Annotated in this window: 12 protein-coding genes; 5 read left to right on the forward strand and 7 right to left on the reverse strand. The window is 35.0% G+C overall.

What is annotated here, in order from left to right:
* Window positions 1-7: 7 nt before the first annotated feature.
* Complete coding sequence (gene ccoN, locus B0X80_RS15210) at window positions 8-1,432, reverse strand: cytochrome-c oxidase, cbb3-type subunit I (RefSeq protein WP_077341785.1); 1,425 nt, start codon at window positions 1,430-1,432, stop codon at window positions 8-10.
* 273 nt (window positions 1,433-1,705) lie between these two features.
* Between ccoN and B0X80_RS15215 the strand changes: the two genes are divergently transcribed.
* Together B0X80_RS15215 and B0X80_RS15220 are read left to right on the forward strand one after the other, a co-directional pair.
* A complete protein-coding gene (locus B0X80_RS15215) occupies window positions 1,706-2,206 on the forward strand; it encodes a hypothetical protein (RefSeq protein ID WP_077341787.1) in 501 nt (166 codons plus the stop codon).
* Window positions 2,207-2,269: 63 nt separating this feature from the next.
* Entirely contained in the window at window positions 2,270-3,190 is a 921-nt protein-coding gene (locus B0X80_RS15220; protein ID WP_245825474.1) for an FAD:protein FMN transferase, read from the forward strand.
* Window positions 3,191-3,259: 69 nt separating this feature from the next.
* Here B0X80_RS15220 and B0X80_RS15225 read toward each other — a convergent pair whose 3' ends face one another.
* The 6 genes from B0X80_RS15225 to metG all read right to left on the reverse strand — a co-directional run bounded on the left by B0X80_RS15225 (window position 3,260) and on the right by metG (window position 10,229).
* A complete protein-coding gene (locus tag B0X80_RS15225) occupies window positions 3,260-4,372 on the reverse strand; it encodes a DUF3083 family protein (RefSeq protein WP_076419108.1) in 1,113 nt (370 codons plus the stop codon).
* Window positions 4,373-4,834: 462 nt separating this feature from the next.
* Window positions 4,835-5,941 carry a DNA alkylation repair protein gene (locus tag B0X80_RS15230; RefSeq protein WP_077341789.1) on the reverse strand — a complete coding sequence of 369 codons (1,107 nt, stop codon included), beginning with the start codon at window positions 5,939-5,941 and terminating at the stop codon, window positions 4,835-4,837.
* Window positions 5,942-5,950: 9 nt separating this feature from the next.
* Complete coding sequence (locus tag B0X80_RS15235; protein ID WP_077341791.1) at window positions 5,951-6,838, reverse strand: DMT family transporter; 888 nt, start codon at window positions 6,836-6,838, stop codon at window positions 5,951-5,953.
* 2 nt (window positions 6,839-6,840) lie between these two features.
* Complete coding sequence (gene tsaA / locus B0X80_RS15240; protein ID WP_077341793.1) at window positions 6,841-7,590, reverse strand: tRNA (N6-threonylcarbamoyladenosine(37)-N6)-methyltransferase TrmO; 750 nt, start codon at window positions 7,588-7,590, stop codon at window positions 6,841-6,843.
* Between the two features lies 1 nt (window position 7,591).
* Complete coding sequence (rcsF, locus tag B0X80_RS15245) at window positions 7,592-7,990, reverse strand: Rcs stress response system protein RcsF (protein WP_077341795.1); 399 nt, start codon at window positions 7,988-7,990, stop codon at window positions 7,592-7,594.
* Window positions 7,991-8,108: 118 nt separating this feature from the next.
* Complete coding sequence (gene metG / locus B0X80_RS15250) at window positions 8,109-10,229, reverse strand: methionine--tRNA ligase (protein WP_077341797.1); 2,121 nt, start codon at window positions 10,227-10,229, stop codon at window positions 8,109-8,111.
* A gap of 136 nt (window positions 10,230-10,365) precedes the next feature.
* On the opposite strand from metG, the gene apbC reads away from it, so the two are divergent.
* Genes apbC through B0X80_RS15265 form a run of 3 tightly spaced genes read left to right on the forward strand, consistent with a single transcriptional unit; the run spans window position 10,366 to window position 13,493 of the window.
* The gene (gene apbC / locus B0X80_RS15255) at window positions 10,366-11,463 is read left to right on the forward strand and encodes an iron-sulfur cluster carrier protein ApbC (protein WP_077341799.1); all 1,098 of its coding nucleotides are present in this window, start codon (window positions 10,366-10,368) and stop codon (window positions 11,461-11,463) included.
* A 49-nt stretch (window positions 11,464-11,512) separates the two neighbouring features.
* Window positions 11,513-12,106 (forward strand): dCTP deaminase, encoded by a 594-nt coding sequence (dcd, locus tag B0X80_RS15260; RefSeq protein ID WP_077341801.1) that lies wholly within the window; start codon window positions 11,513-11,515, stop codon window positions 12,104-12,106.
* A 43-nt stretch (window positions 12,107-12,149) separates the two neighbouring features.
* Window positions 12,150-13,493, forward strand: a complete 1,344-nt coding sequence (locus B0X80_RS15265) for a YfiM family lipoprotein (protein WP_077341803.1) — start codon at window positions 12,150-12,152, stop codon at window positions 13,491-13,493.
* The last annotated feature ends 63 nt before the right edge of the window (window positions 13,494-13,556 follow it).

A 13,556-nucleotide genomic window follows, 5' to 3' on the forward strand; every position in this document is an offset into this window, starting at 1 on the left:
TGCCTCCTTATGCCATTTCTATTTTTTTAAGACTGTTATCTGGTGCGTAGATTGTTTTAATCATGTTGAAAATCATTAAACCAAAACCTGCTACAACTAAAACACCGCCAACAAAACGAATAAAGTAGAATGGGTATGAAGCTGTTAAGCTTTCAACAAAGCTATATGTCAATGTACCGTCAGCATTTACAGCACGCCACATCAAGCCTTGCATTACACCAGAAATCCACATAGCTACAATATAAAGAACAATACCTGTAGTGTGCATCCAGAAATGAATGTTGATTAAACGAATACTGTACATACGGCCTTGGTTAAATAGAACGGGGATTAAATGGTACATAGCACCAATAGAAACCATAGCAACCCAGCCTAGAGCACCAGAGTGTACATGGCCGATAGTCCAATCGGTGTAATGAGAAAGTGCGTTAACTGATTTAATTGCCATCATAGGACCTTCAAACGTAGACATACCGTAGAAAGATAATGAAACAATTAAGAAACGAAGAATAGGATCGTGACGAAGTTTATGCCACGCGCCTGATAACGTCATAATACCGTTAATCATTCCACCCCATGAAGGTAAGAATAAAACGATAGACATAACCATACCTACTGATTGAGCCCAGTCTGGTAAAGCTGTGTAATGAAGGTGATGTGGACCAGCCCAAATATACAAAGATACTAAAGCCCAGAAATGAACAATAGATAAACGGTAAGAATAAACAGGGCGCTCAGCTTGTTTAGGAACAAAGTAGTACATCATACCTAGGAAACCAGCCGTTAATAAGAATCCAACGGCATTATGTCCGTACCACCACTGCATCATTGCATCAATAGCACCTGAGTATATTGAATAAGATTTCATCATGGATACAGGAATAACCATGCTGTTACCGATATGTAAAACAGCAACCGTTAATATGAAACCACCAAAGAACCAGTTTGCTACATAAATATGAGACGTTGTTCGTTTGACTACCGTACCAAAAAATACAGTAGCATATGAAACCCAAACAACAGCAATTAAAATATCAATTGGCCATTCTAATTCTGCATATTCTTTACTACTGGTGTAACCCATAGGTAAAGTAATAATGGCTAATATAATAACTGCTTGCCAGCCCCAAAAAGTAAAAGGGACAAGTTTTCCACCAAACAAGGCTACTTTACAGGTTCTTTGCACAACGTAATACGAAGTGGCAAATAAGGCGCTAGTACCAAATGCAAAAATAACAGCATTGGTATGAAGAGGGCGTAAACGGGAGTAAGTTAACCAAGGTGTTTCAAAGTTTAATGCTGGCCAAATTAATTGCGCAGCAATAAGAACACCTATTAATGTACCTACGAATCCCCAGATGACAGTCATAACAGTAAATTGACGTACAACATTCATGTTGTAATCAACTGTCGACGTATTACTTTGACTCATGTTTTGGTTCCACATTTAAATTATTAATTATTTTGACGTTTCTTATCATGTATAAATTAAATATTACGTATTCCTAACTAGTATTTATAGTCTAGAAATGAGAATTTACACAATCCTTAGAAAACTGGGCGAAATGATAGACATTTAATCGACTAATGTCATTACTCAAAGGTTGAAATATTGTTCTAAATCATAAAAAAAACGATTGACGATTAAAAACAAGGCTAAAATAGCGTAAATTATTAATTATAGTGATAATAAGTAGTAAAAAAATTGATTAAAATTAAAACAATTCTATTTCTATTTGCATTTTTTGTATTTTGTTTTCTAGGATGTGGACAAAATGAAAAATACAAAAATGAAACAATAGAGCCTAAGTGTATATCAACACAGATGCCTTGCTTGATTAATTCATCTATAGGTGATTTTTCTATTTTGTTCAATGTTGAACCTGTCGTTACTGAAAATCCTTTTGATATCGTTTTAATCTCAAAAAGTAAATTTCCTATTAAAAATATTTCTGCTCACATGGAGGGGAAAAATATGTTTATGGGAAAAATTCCATTATTTTTTGAAGTTGATCAGGTTAAAAAGGAGTCTTATGAAAAGATTAATCTAACGTATTATGTAGCAAATACTATGTTAGGGAGTTGTAGTGAAAAAAATATGCGTTGGATAATTTTATTTGAAATAACGATAGAAAATCAGCAAGGAATTGATGTGATTGAAGATTTCTCTATCGAATTTGATAGTGTGCAAACTACAAGTCGTTAATTATATATTGTTAATATAATTGAATTTTATTTGTAACGCGTAACCTAGATGGGTGAATGAAAAGTGCAACATGCTAGAAAGTTTACTATTGAAAAAGATAAGAATGAATATCGGCTTTTATTTTCAGCAATGGCAAGCCCTTGTGAAGTATTAATTGAAATTCCTAGTGACTCACATACAACAGAAATACTAGAAAATTTGGTCAATAATTTAGCCTGTATTATTACAGATGAAGTTTGGCGTATTGAAGATAAATATAGCCGGTACGATCCTCACAGTGTTTGTAGTTTAATTAATAGTAGCCAAGGTCAAACAGTTTCTATTGATAAGGAAACATATCTATTACTGAATTTCGCCAATGTATGCTATGAGCTTAGTGATGGTTTATTTGATATTACATCAGGAATTTTACGTAAAGTATGGGTATTTAACGGTAGTGATAATATTCCTGATAAAGCACAGGTTGAGGCTGTTTTACCTTTAATTGGTTGGAATAAAGTCAAGTTTGCCCAACAAGCCATTACGTTGCCAAGCGGTATGGAAATTGATTTTGGTGGTATAGGTAAAGAGTACGCAGTAGATCGTTGTATTCTTTTAGCTAAAGAAATAACAGAATATCCTATTTTAATTAATTTGGGGGGAGACTTAGCTGCTACAAAACCGAGAGAGAATAATAAGCCTTGGGTTATTGGTGTCGAACATCCCGGTTTTGAGAATAAAACTAATATGGTGGTTTCGCTATATCAAGGCGCATTAGCAACCAGTGGTAATGCTAAGCGTTTTTTATTAAAAGATGGTGTGCGTTATAGCCATATTCTTAATGCTAAAACGGGTTGGTCAATTATTAATGCGCCTAGATCAATCACAGTTTCTTCCGAGCAATGTGTACAGGCAGGTATTTTAGCAACATTATCTTTATTACAAGGCGAAAATGCAGAAGCTTATTTAGATGATCAGGAAGTAAAATATTGGGCTGTAAGGTAAAAATTTAATATAAAAAAACGCCATTTAAAAATTAAATGGCGTTTTTTATTTTTTATTTAAAATAAAAAGTTAGTAATCAAAACCAACATGTTGATTAATACGAACAATTAATTGTTCTTTATCTTTAACAAAATCTAGTTTTTTCGCTAATAGCTCTAATGTATCTTCAACTTGGTTTAAGAACTTACCGTAACCATGCGATGTTCTATCTGCTTTAGTCGCAACAAATACAAATTGAATTTTATCAACTAACTTATCAGCATTCCATTTACATGTATAACCACAGGCATCATGTTCAGGGTTGTAACCTAAGTTGATAAGCTCTCCATTTGTAGAAACAAACTCTTCTTCAGTTACCCTTACAATAGGTACTAAACCATTAGCAATAACAGCACCATTATTTAAATTATATTGCTTAGCAGAACTAATAAACGCATCGGCAATTAAACTATAAAGTGCATTATAATTTTCATTGTCTAACTCTTTTTTATCAACAAGTTGCTTAATTCTACGATTAAAGCGAATATCTGCTACAGCGTAAGTTAATGCACTATCGTCTTCAGGTAAAATAACACCGTCTGTTGCATATCTTTTACTTAATGGTCTAAGTTTGTGTACTTGTAAACCTTCATCACCTTTTTCTTTAGAGAAAAGATCAAATGTTAAATGTTGGTGATCACACACACGGAATTTATTTTTTTCAATCCCCGTTTGTTCTGCAAATTGTGTAACAGCTTTTAACACTTTTCTATGAAATTTAGCTGAATCATGGCGGATATCTGAGCCGTTAGATAAAAAGACTAACGTAATTTTTTTAGCTCTTTTACTACCGTCGAAATAAGCGTGCTCACTTTGGTGGTATAGAGAGTTATATAAAAAAAGTATTTGTTGATTTGTTTGTGCTGTTATTTTTTCTGGGCTAAATCTAACTCGTGTAAATTTATCGTTACCGACAAACTGACCACTCTCAATATGTAATTTTTCGTTAATATCAAAAAATATTTTTGAAAGTTTTTTATAAAAAGATAAATAAGGTTGAGCTGAATCTTTTTCTGATGCATCAGAAAATTTAGCAATAAGCTCGTCAGTTACATAAAATTTAGCTAATAAATACTGGTTCTCACGAGCAGACGATGGAATAAATGCTTTGTGTTGTGCATTTCTCATTCGAGATGAAGACATTAAAAAATCCCTTAAGTTATTTCATTGGCGCGATTATAAGAAATCATTATGGCTAATTTATTACAAATAATGTTTGTTTTAAATCAACCTTAGATTTTACTGTTGTTTGTTTGCCTATTTATAATTCAAAACAGGACTTATACCTATTCCATTAATTTTATTGGTTATTTTTATTGTTAAAATAGCGCTGTTTATTAACAGAATTTGTATTACATAAATTTATTATTATGTTTATTCATTAAAAGAGTATTACTTAAATAATGAATTTCTATGTGAATATAATACTTCATTTTTATGACTGTACTATTACAACCTAATGTTTATACCCAATTTAAATCACGATGTATATAGTGGTTTATAAAATATCGTTATAATGGATATGTATTATTGTGCTATCAATAGTATGTTGTTTTACATGATAAAAATTAAATAATTATTCTATATAATAGAATTTTATTTCATTTAAACTACATCAAAGCTTTTAGATATAAGCTCTTTACCATTAATTAAGAGTGTGATTTTATGCTCACCTTGATAGTACTTACGTGTTGTTATAGGTTTGAATGAAAATGACTTTTTAAGATTAACCAATTCGTTTGGTTTTATGGTGATATTTTTTAGTTTAAAGACTTTTGCTTGTTGTTTACCATTAGCTTTAACAAAGTGAATTGCGTAATCAATAACAATACTTTGAATGCTATTACTGTTTGCTTTTATATTCGCGCTAAAGGTTACTGATTCACCTAGTTTTATTTGATTGTTGGATAGTTCAATCGCTTCTATTGTAATTTGAGGGTTTTCAGTAAAGCCTAATAAAGGAAACACCTCAGGATTACCCGCTTTAACTAAGGTTCTGGTGGCATGTTTTATTACCCAGTCAACGCTTTTATTGTTTAACGTAGCCCATTTTTTACAGGTGTTTATTACTAAATTAGGATGATCTTTTGTAATGTCATTTAAATGATTTGCAACAGAGCGTCGTACATACAAGCTAGCATCAGATTTTAAGCAATCGAGTAGCGGTATATTGGGGGTTGGGTCACTAACAAATTGTTTGAGTTGTATTCCCCAAGGCAGTTTAGGCCTTGTTCCTTCAGAAACTAATCGTCTCACATCTGCACTTTCATCTTTAACCCATAAGCTAAATTGTTCGTGGCAATATTGTGGATACTTAACAATAAAAGCGCGTATAGCAAACTCAGCAGAAAATAAATGAGTCAGTTGTTTAAGCCCATCTAAAGATTCTTTTGGGTGATCTAATCCATATTCACTAAAGTAATCAATAATAGGCCAAGCGGCGAAGCTTTTTAATGGATCGTCAGCATCGCCAAAATCCCATACCTCTTTAATCCTTATAAGAACATTCGCTGCTTCTTTAAAATTATTGGGTAAGTGTTGATGAAGTACTTTAATTATATGGTTAACGCGTTCTTTAAGCTCTAACGTATCTAATCCGTTTAAGCAGGAATTTTCAAAGCTTTTACTATTAAAATCAGTGAGTACATGAGATAACGCATTACTGATCCGGCAAATAGCAGGCTGCGATAATCCATTTTTCATTAACTCCATGCCGAGTCCTTAGTTTGCGAGTGCTTTCGAAGATTTTAATTTAATGACACCTGTTGTTAACGCTACACCTAATAAAATAAGTGTTGCGCCGAATACTGTCCAATAGCTTATGGTTTCATTGAGAAAAATAATTCCCCAAACAATGCCAAATACAGGAATTAAATAGGTAACTGATATTGCTTTAGTTGGTCCTAAGGCCGCTATTAATCTAAAAAATAGTATGTAAGCAACGCCCGTACAGATTATACCTAAGGTGATAACAGAAAATATCGCAGATGATGAAGGTATTGTTTCAGGTAAGAAAAACATACTTGCGGGCAATAAAAGTACGGTAGCACTTATTTGACTACCCGCAGCAAGTGCTAAAGGACTAATTCCACCTAAATACATTTTGGTGTAGTTGGCTGAAATACCGTAGCATAAAGCCGCCAACATAATGGCTAGTGTAGGTAGTATCACATGAGTGTTTTCATTTGATATTTTGTCGAACATTAAAAAGTACACACCTAAAAAGCCTATACATACACCTAAAATTGCACTCATGCTTAATGTATCTTTTAACCAAAAATAAGCGACTAATGCGCCAAACATAGGAGTTGTACCATTAAGTACTGCGGTATTACCTGCGGAAAGGGTTAAGGTTGCCCAACCAAATAAAACAAAAGGTATGGCTGTATTTAATGAACCCACAATAAAAATTTTTCCCCAATAGCCTGACAGCACTGATTGATTTTTAGTAATAAAAAGAAGCGGAATTAAAAATAAGCTTGCGACTAAGGTTCGCATAGCCATAAATAAAATAGGACCGAATTCTGGACTTCCTATTTTCATGAATATAAATGAAGCGCCCCAAATAGCGGCAAGTAAAGGAAGTTCTATCAAAGGCTTAGTGGGCATTTTTAATGTTTATCATGCTTATGGTTAATATTAATGACGTTAATGTCGTATAAAGACACGAACTGCCATTGAATATTTAAGTTATAAAGCGCCATGCCATATACTTTGTCGTCTTTCTTATTTTGTTTATAAGCAGGTCTCGGATCTTGCTCTAGTACCTGGCAAATAAAGGCTTTTAGTTCTGGGTACTTTTTGTTTAATCTTTTTAGTGTTTGTGTCGCTTCATCATTAAAGCTAATAGAAATTTCTTTGCTAGGAGTTTCTTGTGCGTAACTTGCTTGCGCGTCAACAATTGCGTCTGAATAAGGAATGTAAGGCTTTATATCGATAACAGGTGTACCGTCTAATAAATCGAGTCCTGAAATATTCAGTATGACGCTTTTAGTTTGTGTTGTGCTTTCTAGGCTATTAATCACTTCAATGCTGTCGAGTTTAACAACAGACATACCAATTGGATTTGGTCTGAAAGTAGAGCGTGTAGCTAAAGTGCCTATTTTAGCATTACCACCCAAGCGTGGTGGTCTAACTAAAGGTTTCCATCCTTGATCTTGTGTACCATGAAAAACAAATATCACCCAGATATGACTAAATGCCTCTAGCCCTCGAATAACATCTACGGTATTAGCATCACCTAAGAGCGTAATACTTCCTTTGGCTGCAGTGACTAAGCCGGGTTGCCTGGGAATGGCGAATTTTTCTTTATAGGGTGATGAAACGCTACCTATATAATTCAGTGATATGCTTTGAGACATATTAATTTTTCGGTGAAGTCGGTTCTACATAATAAGCTTGGCCGTAACATACGGTTGAAGCGATACATTGTTTAGCTGTGCTTTCATCAGGTAATAAAGCGCAACCTGTAAAAATAATCGCGTTTGCCTTAAGCTGATAGGCTTTTTTTCTGGCTTCTGTTCTTGCCATAACGTCATCAGGTTTTGCATGATGTGCTTTAGCTTGGCAATTTTCACCTTCAACTAAACCCATATATTTATATTGCGTTTTAAATTCATCTGTAGATGTGTAAATGGTTACATTTGACGGAGCAAAGTAGTTAGTAAAATTTTCTGCATCTAAATTCGTTGAGCTGTCAAAGTTACTACTACAGCTTGTTAGCAATGATAAAGAGAGTAAGGTTAAAAATGTATTTTTCATTGCAGTTCCATTTAGGTAGTTAACGAAATATATTCGTTGTTAAAGACAAGTAAGGCGAACAAAAGTTCGCCTTACTTTTGTGACCATAATTAAATGGTCACTCAATGCAGCTTTATTGTTACTTAACGCGCATGCCTGGTTGAGCGCCGTCTTCTGGATTTAATATCCATAAGTCTTCACCGCCAGGGCCTGCTGCTAATACCATGCCTTCAGACATACCAAAGCGCATTTTACGTGGAGCTAAGTTAGCCACCATCACAGTTAACTTACCAATAAGATCTTCAGGCTGATAAGCTGATTTTATCCCTGCGAATACTTGGCGAGTTTCACCACCTTCAACTGAATCTAAAGCAAGTTCTAATCTTAATAGTTTATCGGCTTTTTCAACATGTTCAGCTTTAACGATTTTTGCAATACGTAAATCGATTTTGGCAAAATCATCAAAACTAATTTCTGGAGAAATAGGATCTGAAGCTAACGGGTTGTTGAAATCCATTTTAGGTTTTTCAACTGCAGCTGGCTTTTTCTTTTTCTCTTTTGCTGGTTTTGCTGCTTCTTCTTTCGCCGCTAGATTATCTTTTGATGCATCTGTCATCGCATTGATTTTGTCCATATCAACACGTTGTAATAAGGCTTTAAACTTATTAATTTTATGATCCGTTAATAAAACTTTATGACCTTCCCAAAGTAACTCATCATTTAAGAATGCTTCTGTACTTTCGGCAAGCTTAGGTAGAACCGGTTTTAAGTAGATCATTAACGTACGGAACATGTTAATACCAAGCGAACAAATATCTTGTACTTCTTGTTGTTTTGCTTCGTCTTTAACTAACTGCCATGGTTCTTTTATCGCAATGTATTCATTCACTTTATCGGCTAATGCCATTATTTCGCGCATAGCTCGACTAAAGTCACGGTTTTCATAATGTTGCGCAATGCTGTCGCCAGCATTCATTACTTCGTCAGCTAGCGCTTGGTCATCAATATTGGTTGATAACATGCCGTCGAAACGTTTTGAAATAAAGCTAGCACAACGAGAAGCTATATTAACCACTTTACCGACTAAGTCAGAATTTACACGTTGTGCGAAATCTTCTAGGTTTAAATCTAAGTCATCAATACGGCTAGTTAATTTAGCTGCGTAGTAATAGCGTAAGTATTCTGGATTTAAATGCTCTAAATAAGTACGACCTTTAATAAAGGTGCCTTTAGATTTAGACATTTTAGCGCCATTAACGGTAACAAAACCGTGAGCAAAAACAGAAGTAGGCTTACGGTAACCTGCGCCTTCTAACATGGCAGGCCAAAATAGGCTGTGGAAATAGATGATGTCTTTACCGATAAAGTGGTAAAGCTCAGCGTCAGAATCTTTATTCCAAAAGCTATCAAAGTCGATGTTAGCTTTCTCACATAAGTTTTTAAAGCTTCCCATGTAACCAATAGGAGCGTCTAACCAAACGTAGAAATATTTACCGGGGGCATTGGGAATTTCAAACCCAAAGTAGGGAGCATCACGGCTGATGTCCCATTGGTTAAGTCCAGACTCAAACCATTCTGCAAGTTTGTTGGCCATTTCTTCTTGTAACGCACCACTGCGCGTCCAGTTTTGTAGCATTTCTTCAAACGCTGGCAAATCAAAAAAGTAATGCTCCGAATCTTTTAATACCGGAGTTGCACCAGATACAACAGAACGAGGATTAATCACATCGGTAGGTGAGTAAGTTGCACCACAGTTGTCACAGCTGTCGCCGTTTTCATCTTCGCTCTTACATTTAGGACATGTGCCTTTAATAAAGCGATCAGGTAAAAACATACCTTTTTCTGGATCATATAATTGCGAGATAATACGCGTTTTTATATGGCCGTTAGCATGTAAGCTGTTATAAATTTCGTGAGCAAAGGTTTCATTTTCTTTGCTGTGGGTAGAATGGTAATTGTCGAAACTGATATAAAAGTCAGCAAAGTCAGCCATATGTTCTTCACGCACACCTGCAATCATTTCTTCAGGTGTCACACCTAGCTCTTGAGCTTTAAGCATGATTGGTGTGCCATGTGCATCATCAGCACAAACGAAATAAGTTTCGTGACCACGCATTCGTTGAAAACGTACCCAAATATCTGTTTGAATATGTTCAAGTAAATGGCCTAAATGGATAGAACCATTGGCGTAAGGTAGGGCACATGTTGCTAATATTTTTCGTTTTTCAGTCGTTAGCTGAGATGACTTTGATTCAGACATATAAAGTTTACATATTTAAGGTGGTAATTATGGGGAGAATGGTACAGAATTTACAGATACTTTTCATTAATAATTCTCGCTAAGTGACCAATTAATTAATCTTATTGGTATTAGTTCGATAAAGTGCCTGAAAACCATGTTCTCTAAGTTTTTTTCTAGTAAAACCGTACCTCAAGAATCGCAAGATTTGATTATGAGTTTTTTAACTGAATACCACAGCGATTGTTTTCCTGATGGAATACTTAAAATTAGCTCGGTTCCTCATATTGTTTTAATTGATAGCTGTATCGTTATTAATGTTGATTTACCTTTTCCTTGTGATGGCGAATTAGATGAGATGAGTGACGCATTAACTGAGTTGCTTAATCAAACCACCATTATTAAACCTGATTATCAAATTAAGCCGGTAAGGCAACATTCCTTAAAAGGTATCAGTAACATTATTGCGGTTACCTCAGGTAAAGGTGGTGTGGGTAAATCTACAACAGCTGTTAATCTCGCTTATGCATTAATTGCAGAGGGGAGCACCGTAGGAATTTTAGATGCCGATATTTATGGGCCGTCACTTCCTACTATGTTGGGGCTTAAAGGGCAGCAACCTTCGTCGAGCAATGGTAAATCAATAACCCCCCTTGACGCTAATGGTCTTACGGCTATGTCGGTAGGATTTTTGGTAGGAGATGAAGATGCAACGGTTTGGCGTGGACCTATGGCAAGTCGAGCATTCAGCCAATTATTAAATGAAACACTTTGGCCTGATTTAGATTATCTTATTGTTGATATGCCTCCAGGTACAGGTGATATTCAATTAACTTTGTCGCAAAGCGTGCCTGTTGCTGCGGCTATTGTGGTTACTACGCCGCAAGATATAGCGCTAACAGATGCTATCAAAGGCATTACTATGTTTGATAAAGTTAAAGTACCTGTATTAGGTTTAGTTGAGAACATGAGTTACCACGTATGTGAAAACTGTGGTCATCAATCACATCTTTTTGGTGAAAACGGTGGTGTACATACTGCAAAAGATAAAGATATACCTCTTTTAGGCCAGTTGCCTTTAAATATAAACATAAGGCAAGACGTTGATAACGGTAACGCGTCAGTTTTACAAAATAGCACTAGCGATATAACCCTGTTATACCGTAAACTAGCGCGCAATGTAGCATCTGAGTTGTTTTATCAGCTTGATGCAAGAAGCCCTAATACAGCAGAAATATGTTTTAGCAACGAATAATTGCCAATTAAAAATCATATAAACGCCAAATAATCATAGAAGAAAAAGTATGAGACTGTCTGATAAAGATATAGAAAAATCTATTAGCGATGGAAGAATTTGTATCGAACCAATGCCTGATATTACAATGATCTCAGGGGTAAGTGTTGATATTAGACTCGGCAACGAATTTAGAGTTTTTAAAGAACATACAGCCCCTTATATCGACTTAAGTGGGCCAAAAGCTGAAATGCAAAAAGCCATGAACTCGGTGATGAGCGATGAAATTCATATTGAAGATGGCGAGGCTTTTTTCTTACACCCTGGTGAACTTGCTTTAGCGGTAACTTATGAGTCAGTAACTTTACCTGATGATATAGTCGGTTGGTTAGATGGTCGTTCGTCATTAGCGCGTTTAGGCTTAATGGTACACGTTACAGCACATAGAATTGATCCCGGCTGGTCAGGCCAAATTGTTTTAGAGTTTTATAACAGCGGTAAATTACCATTGGCTTTACGCCCAAAAATGAAAATTGCGGCATTAAACTTTGAAACAATGTCGAGTAGTGCATTACGTCCATACAATAAAAGAGATGATGCTAAATATAAAGGTCAGAAGGGCGCTGTGGCGAGTCGTATTAGTCAAGACGATACTTCTGAATAGTTAACTTTTATCATATTTTATTATTTGTTTTGTTAGGTGTTTCTTGAAATTAGCATTTAAAATATTAGGTTTGCTCATTATTACTAGTGTTATTTTTATTAGTGTAGTGAGCTTTCTTGCTTTGCAATCCCAACCTCAATTTAAAAATAACAACACCGTTAATGTGCAAGCGGCGACCCAAAGTAAAGTGGCAGCGAAACGTTTTATAGAGTCTTTAAAAAATAAGAAGCAACCTGTTTTATTGTCTTTATCTCAAACCGAAATCAATGGTTTGAATGCCTTGCTCAATCGAGCTTTTCCACAAATTTCATCTGATGTTATTATTCAAAATGAAGCGGCTAAAATTAAAATGTCAATTGAGTTACCTTTTCCTAAGGCTTTTAAATATTTAAATATTTCTGGAGATCTACATCCTTCTGATAAAGGTATAAATATTGGAGATGTGAATGTGGGGGGCTTAACATTTTCAGGTAACCAACTGGTATCTTTTAGCCGTTGGTTTCTTGATTGGTTTATACAAGATAAGCTCGGAACAAACTTAGTTTCTATGGTGCAATGGGTTAAGCTAAACGATCAACATATACGTACAAGTTTATTTATTCCTCAAGAAATGAATGAATTAAACAAAGGTTCATCAGCGCTTTTTGCTTTGAGAGACAACCTTGCTCTTTTTGGTGATGTACCCAAAATCAAGTTTTATCATCATGCTTTAGCTGAATATTTAGATCAGTTAGAAAATTCAGCCAGTAATAATAGAAAACTTGCTTACTACATTCAGTTTATGTTTACGTTAGCGCATCAACAAACCTCTTTAGCAAATACTAGTCAATCACAAAATAAAAAACGTGCGGTACAAGAAAACTACTCAGCGCTAATGGCGTTAGCTCTTTATTTTGGTTCAGACGCTTTTGAATTACTTGTTGGCGATGTTTCAAATTTAACTGATGCGCAAATACGAAAACGAAACTTTTTAAGAAACAAAGTGACTTTGCGTAACCGTATAGACTTACAAAAACATTTTATTTATTCTGTTGCCTTACAGTTATTCGGTAATAGCTCTGCAAGCGATGCCATTGGTGAAATTAAAGAGTTTTTAGATAGTAATCCTGGAGGTAGTGGTTTTAGCTTCGCCGATTTAATGGCTGATAGGGCCGGAACTCGTTTAGCGAAATTAGCAACAACGTCAGAAACATCAGCACTGCGATTACAGAAAATACTCAGTAAAAATATTGAAGAAAGTGACTTTATGCCTGAAATTCACGGCATACCAGAAGGTATTTCAGCCGATACATTTAATCTTGATTATCGAGACGTTGATTCACAAGAATATAAAAAGATGATTTCGATTCTTGATGAGCGGTTAGCAGAATTAACTTTGTATGATTGATGAATGAATTTGATACAAAAAAGACGGTTAATGAAAATTAATCGTCTTTTTATGTATCTGATT

It is taken from the genome of Pseudocolwellia agarivorans (assembly GCF_002000085.1).
In the GTDB taxonomy this organism is placed as follows: domain Bacteria; phylum Pseudomonadota; class Gammaproteobacteria; order Enterobacterales; family Alteromonadaceae; genus Pseudocolwellia; species Pseudocolwellia agarivorans.

What these genes read in the sequence shown, in the direction of transcription:
- B0X80_RS15225 (WP_076419108.1), bottom strand. Translation starts at nt 4,372, where the DNA reads ATGTCTTCATCTCGAATGAGAAATGCACAACACAAAGCATTTATTCCA.
- B0X80_RS15235 (WP_077341791.1), bottom strand. Translation starts at nt 6,838, where the DNA reads ATGCCCACTAAGCCTTTGATAGAACTTCCTTTACTTGCCGCTATTTGG.
- ccoN (WP_077341785.1), bottom strand. Translation starts at nt 1,432, where the DNA reads ATGAGTCAAAGTAATACGTCGACAGTTGATTACAACATGAATGTTGTA.
- apbC (WP_077341799.1), top strand. Translation starts at nt 10,366, where the DNA reads ATGTTCTCTAAGTTTTTTTCTAGTAAAACCGTACCTCAAGAATCGCAA.
- metG (WP_077341797.1), bottom strand. Translation starts at nt 10,229, where the DNA reads ATGTCTGAATCAAAGTCATCTCAGCTAACGACTGAAAAACGAAAAATA.
- rcsF (WP_077341795.1), bottom strand. Translation starts at nt 7,990, where the DNA reads ATGAAAAATACATTTTTAACCTTACTCTCTTTATCATTGCTAACAAGC.
- dcd (WP_077341801.1), top strand. Translation starts at nt 11,513, where the DNA reads ATGAGACTGTCTGATAAAGATATAGAAAAATCTATTAGCGATGGAAGA.
- B0X80_RS15230 (WP_077341789.1), bottom strand. Translation starts at nt 5,941, where the DNA reads ATGGAGTTAATGAAAAATGGATTATCGCAGCCTGCTATTTGCCGGATC.
- tsaA (WP_077341793.1), bottom strand. Translation starts at nt 7,590, where the DNA reads ATGTCTCAAAGCATATCACTGAATTATATAGGTAGCGTTTCATCACCC.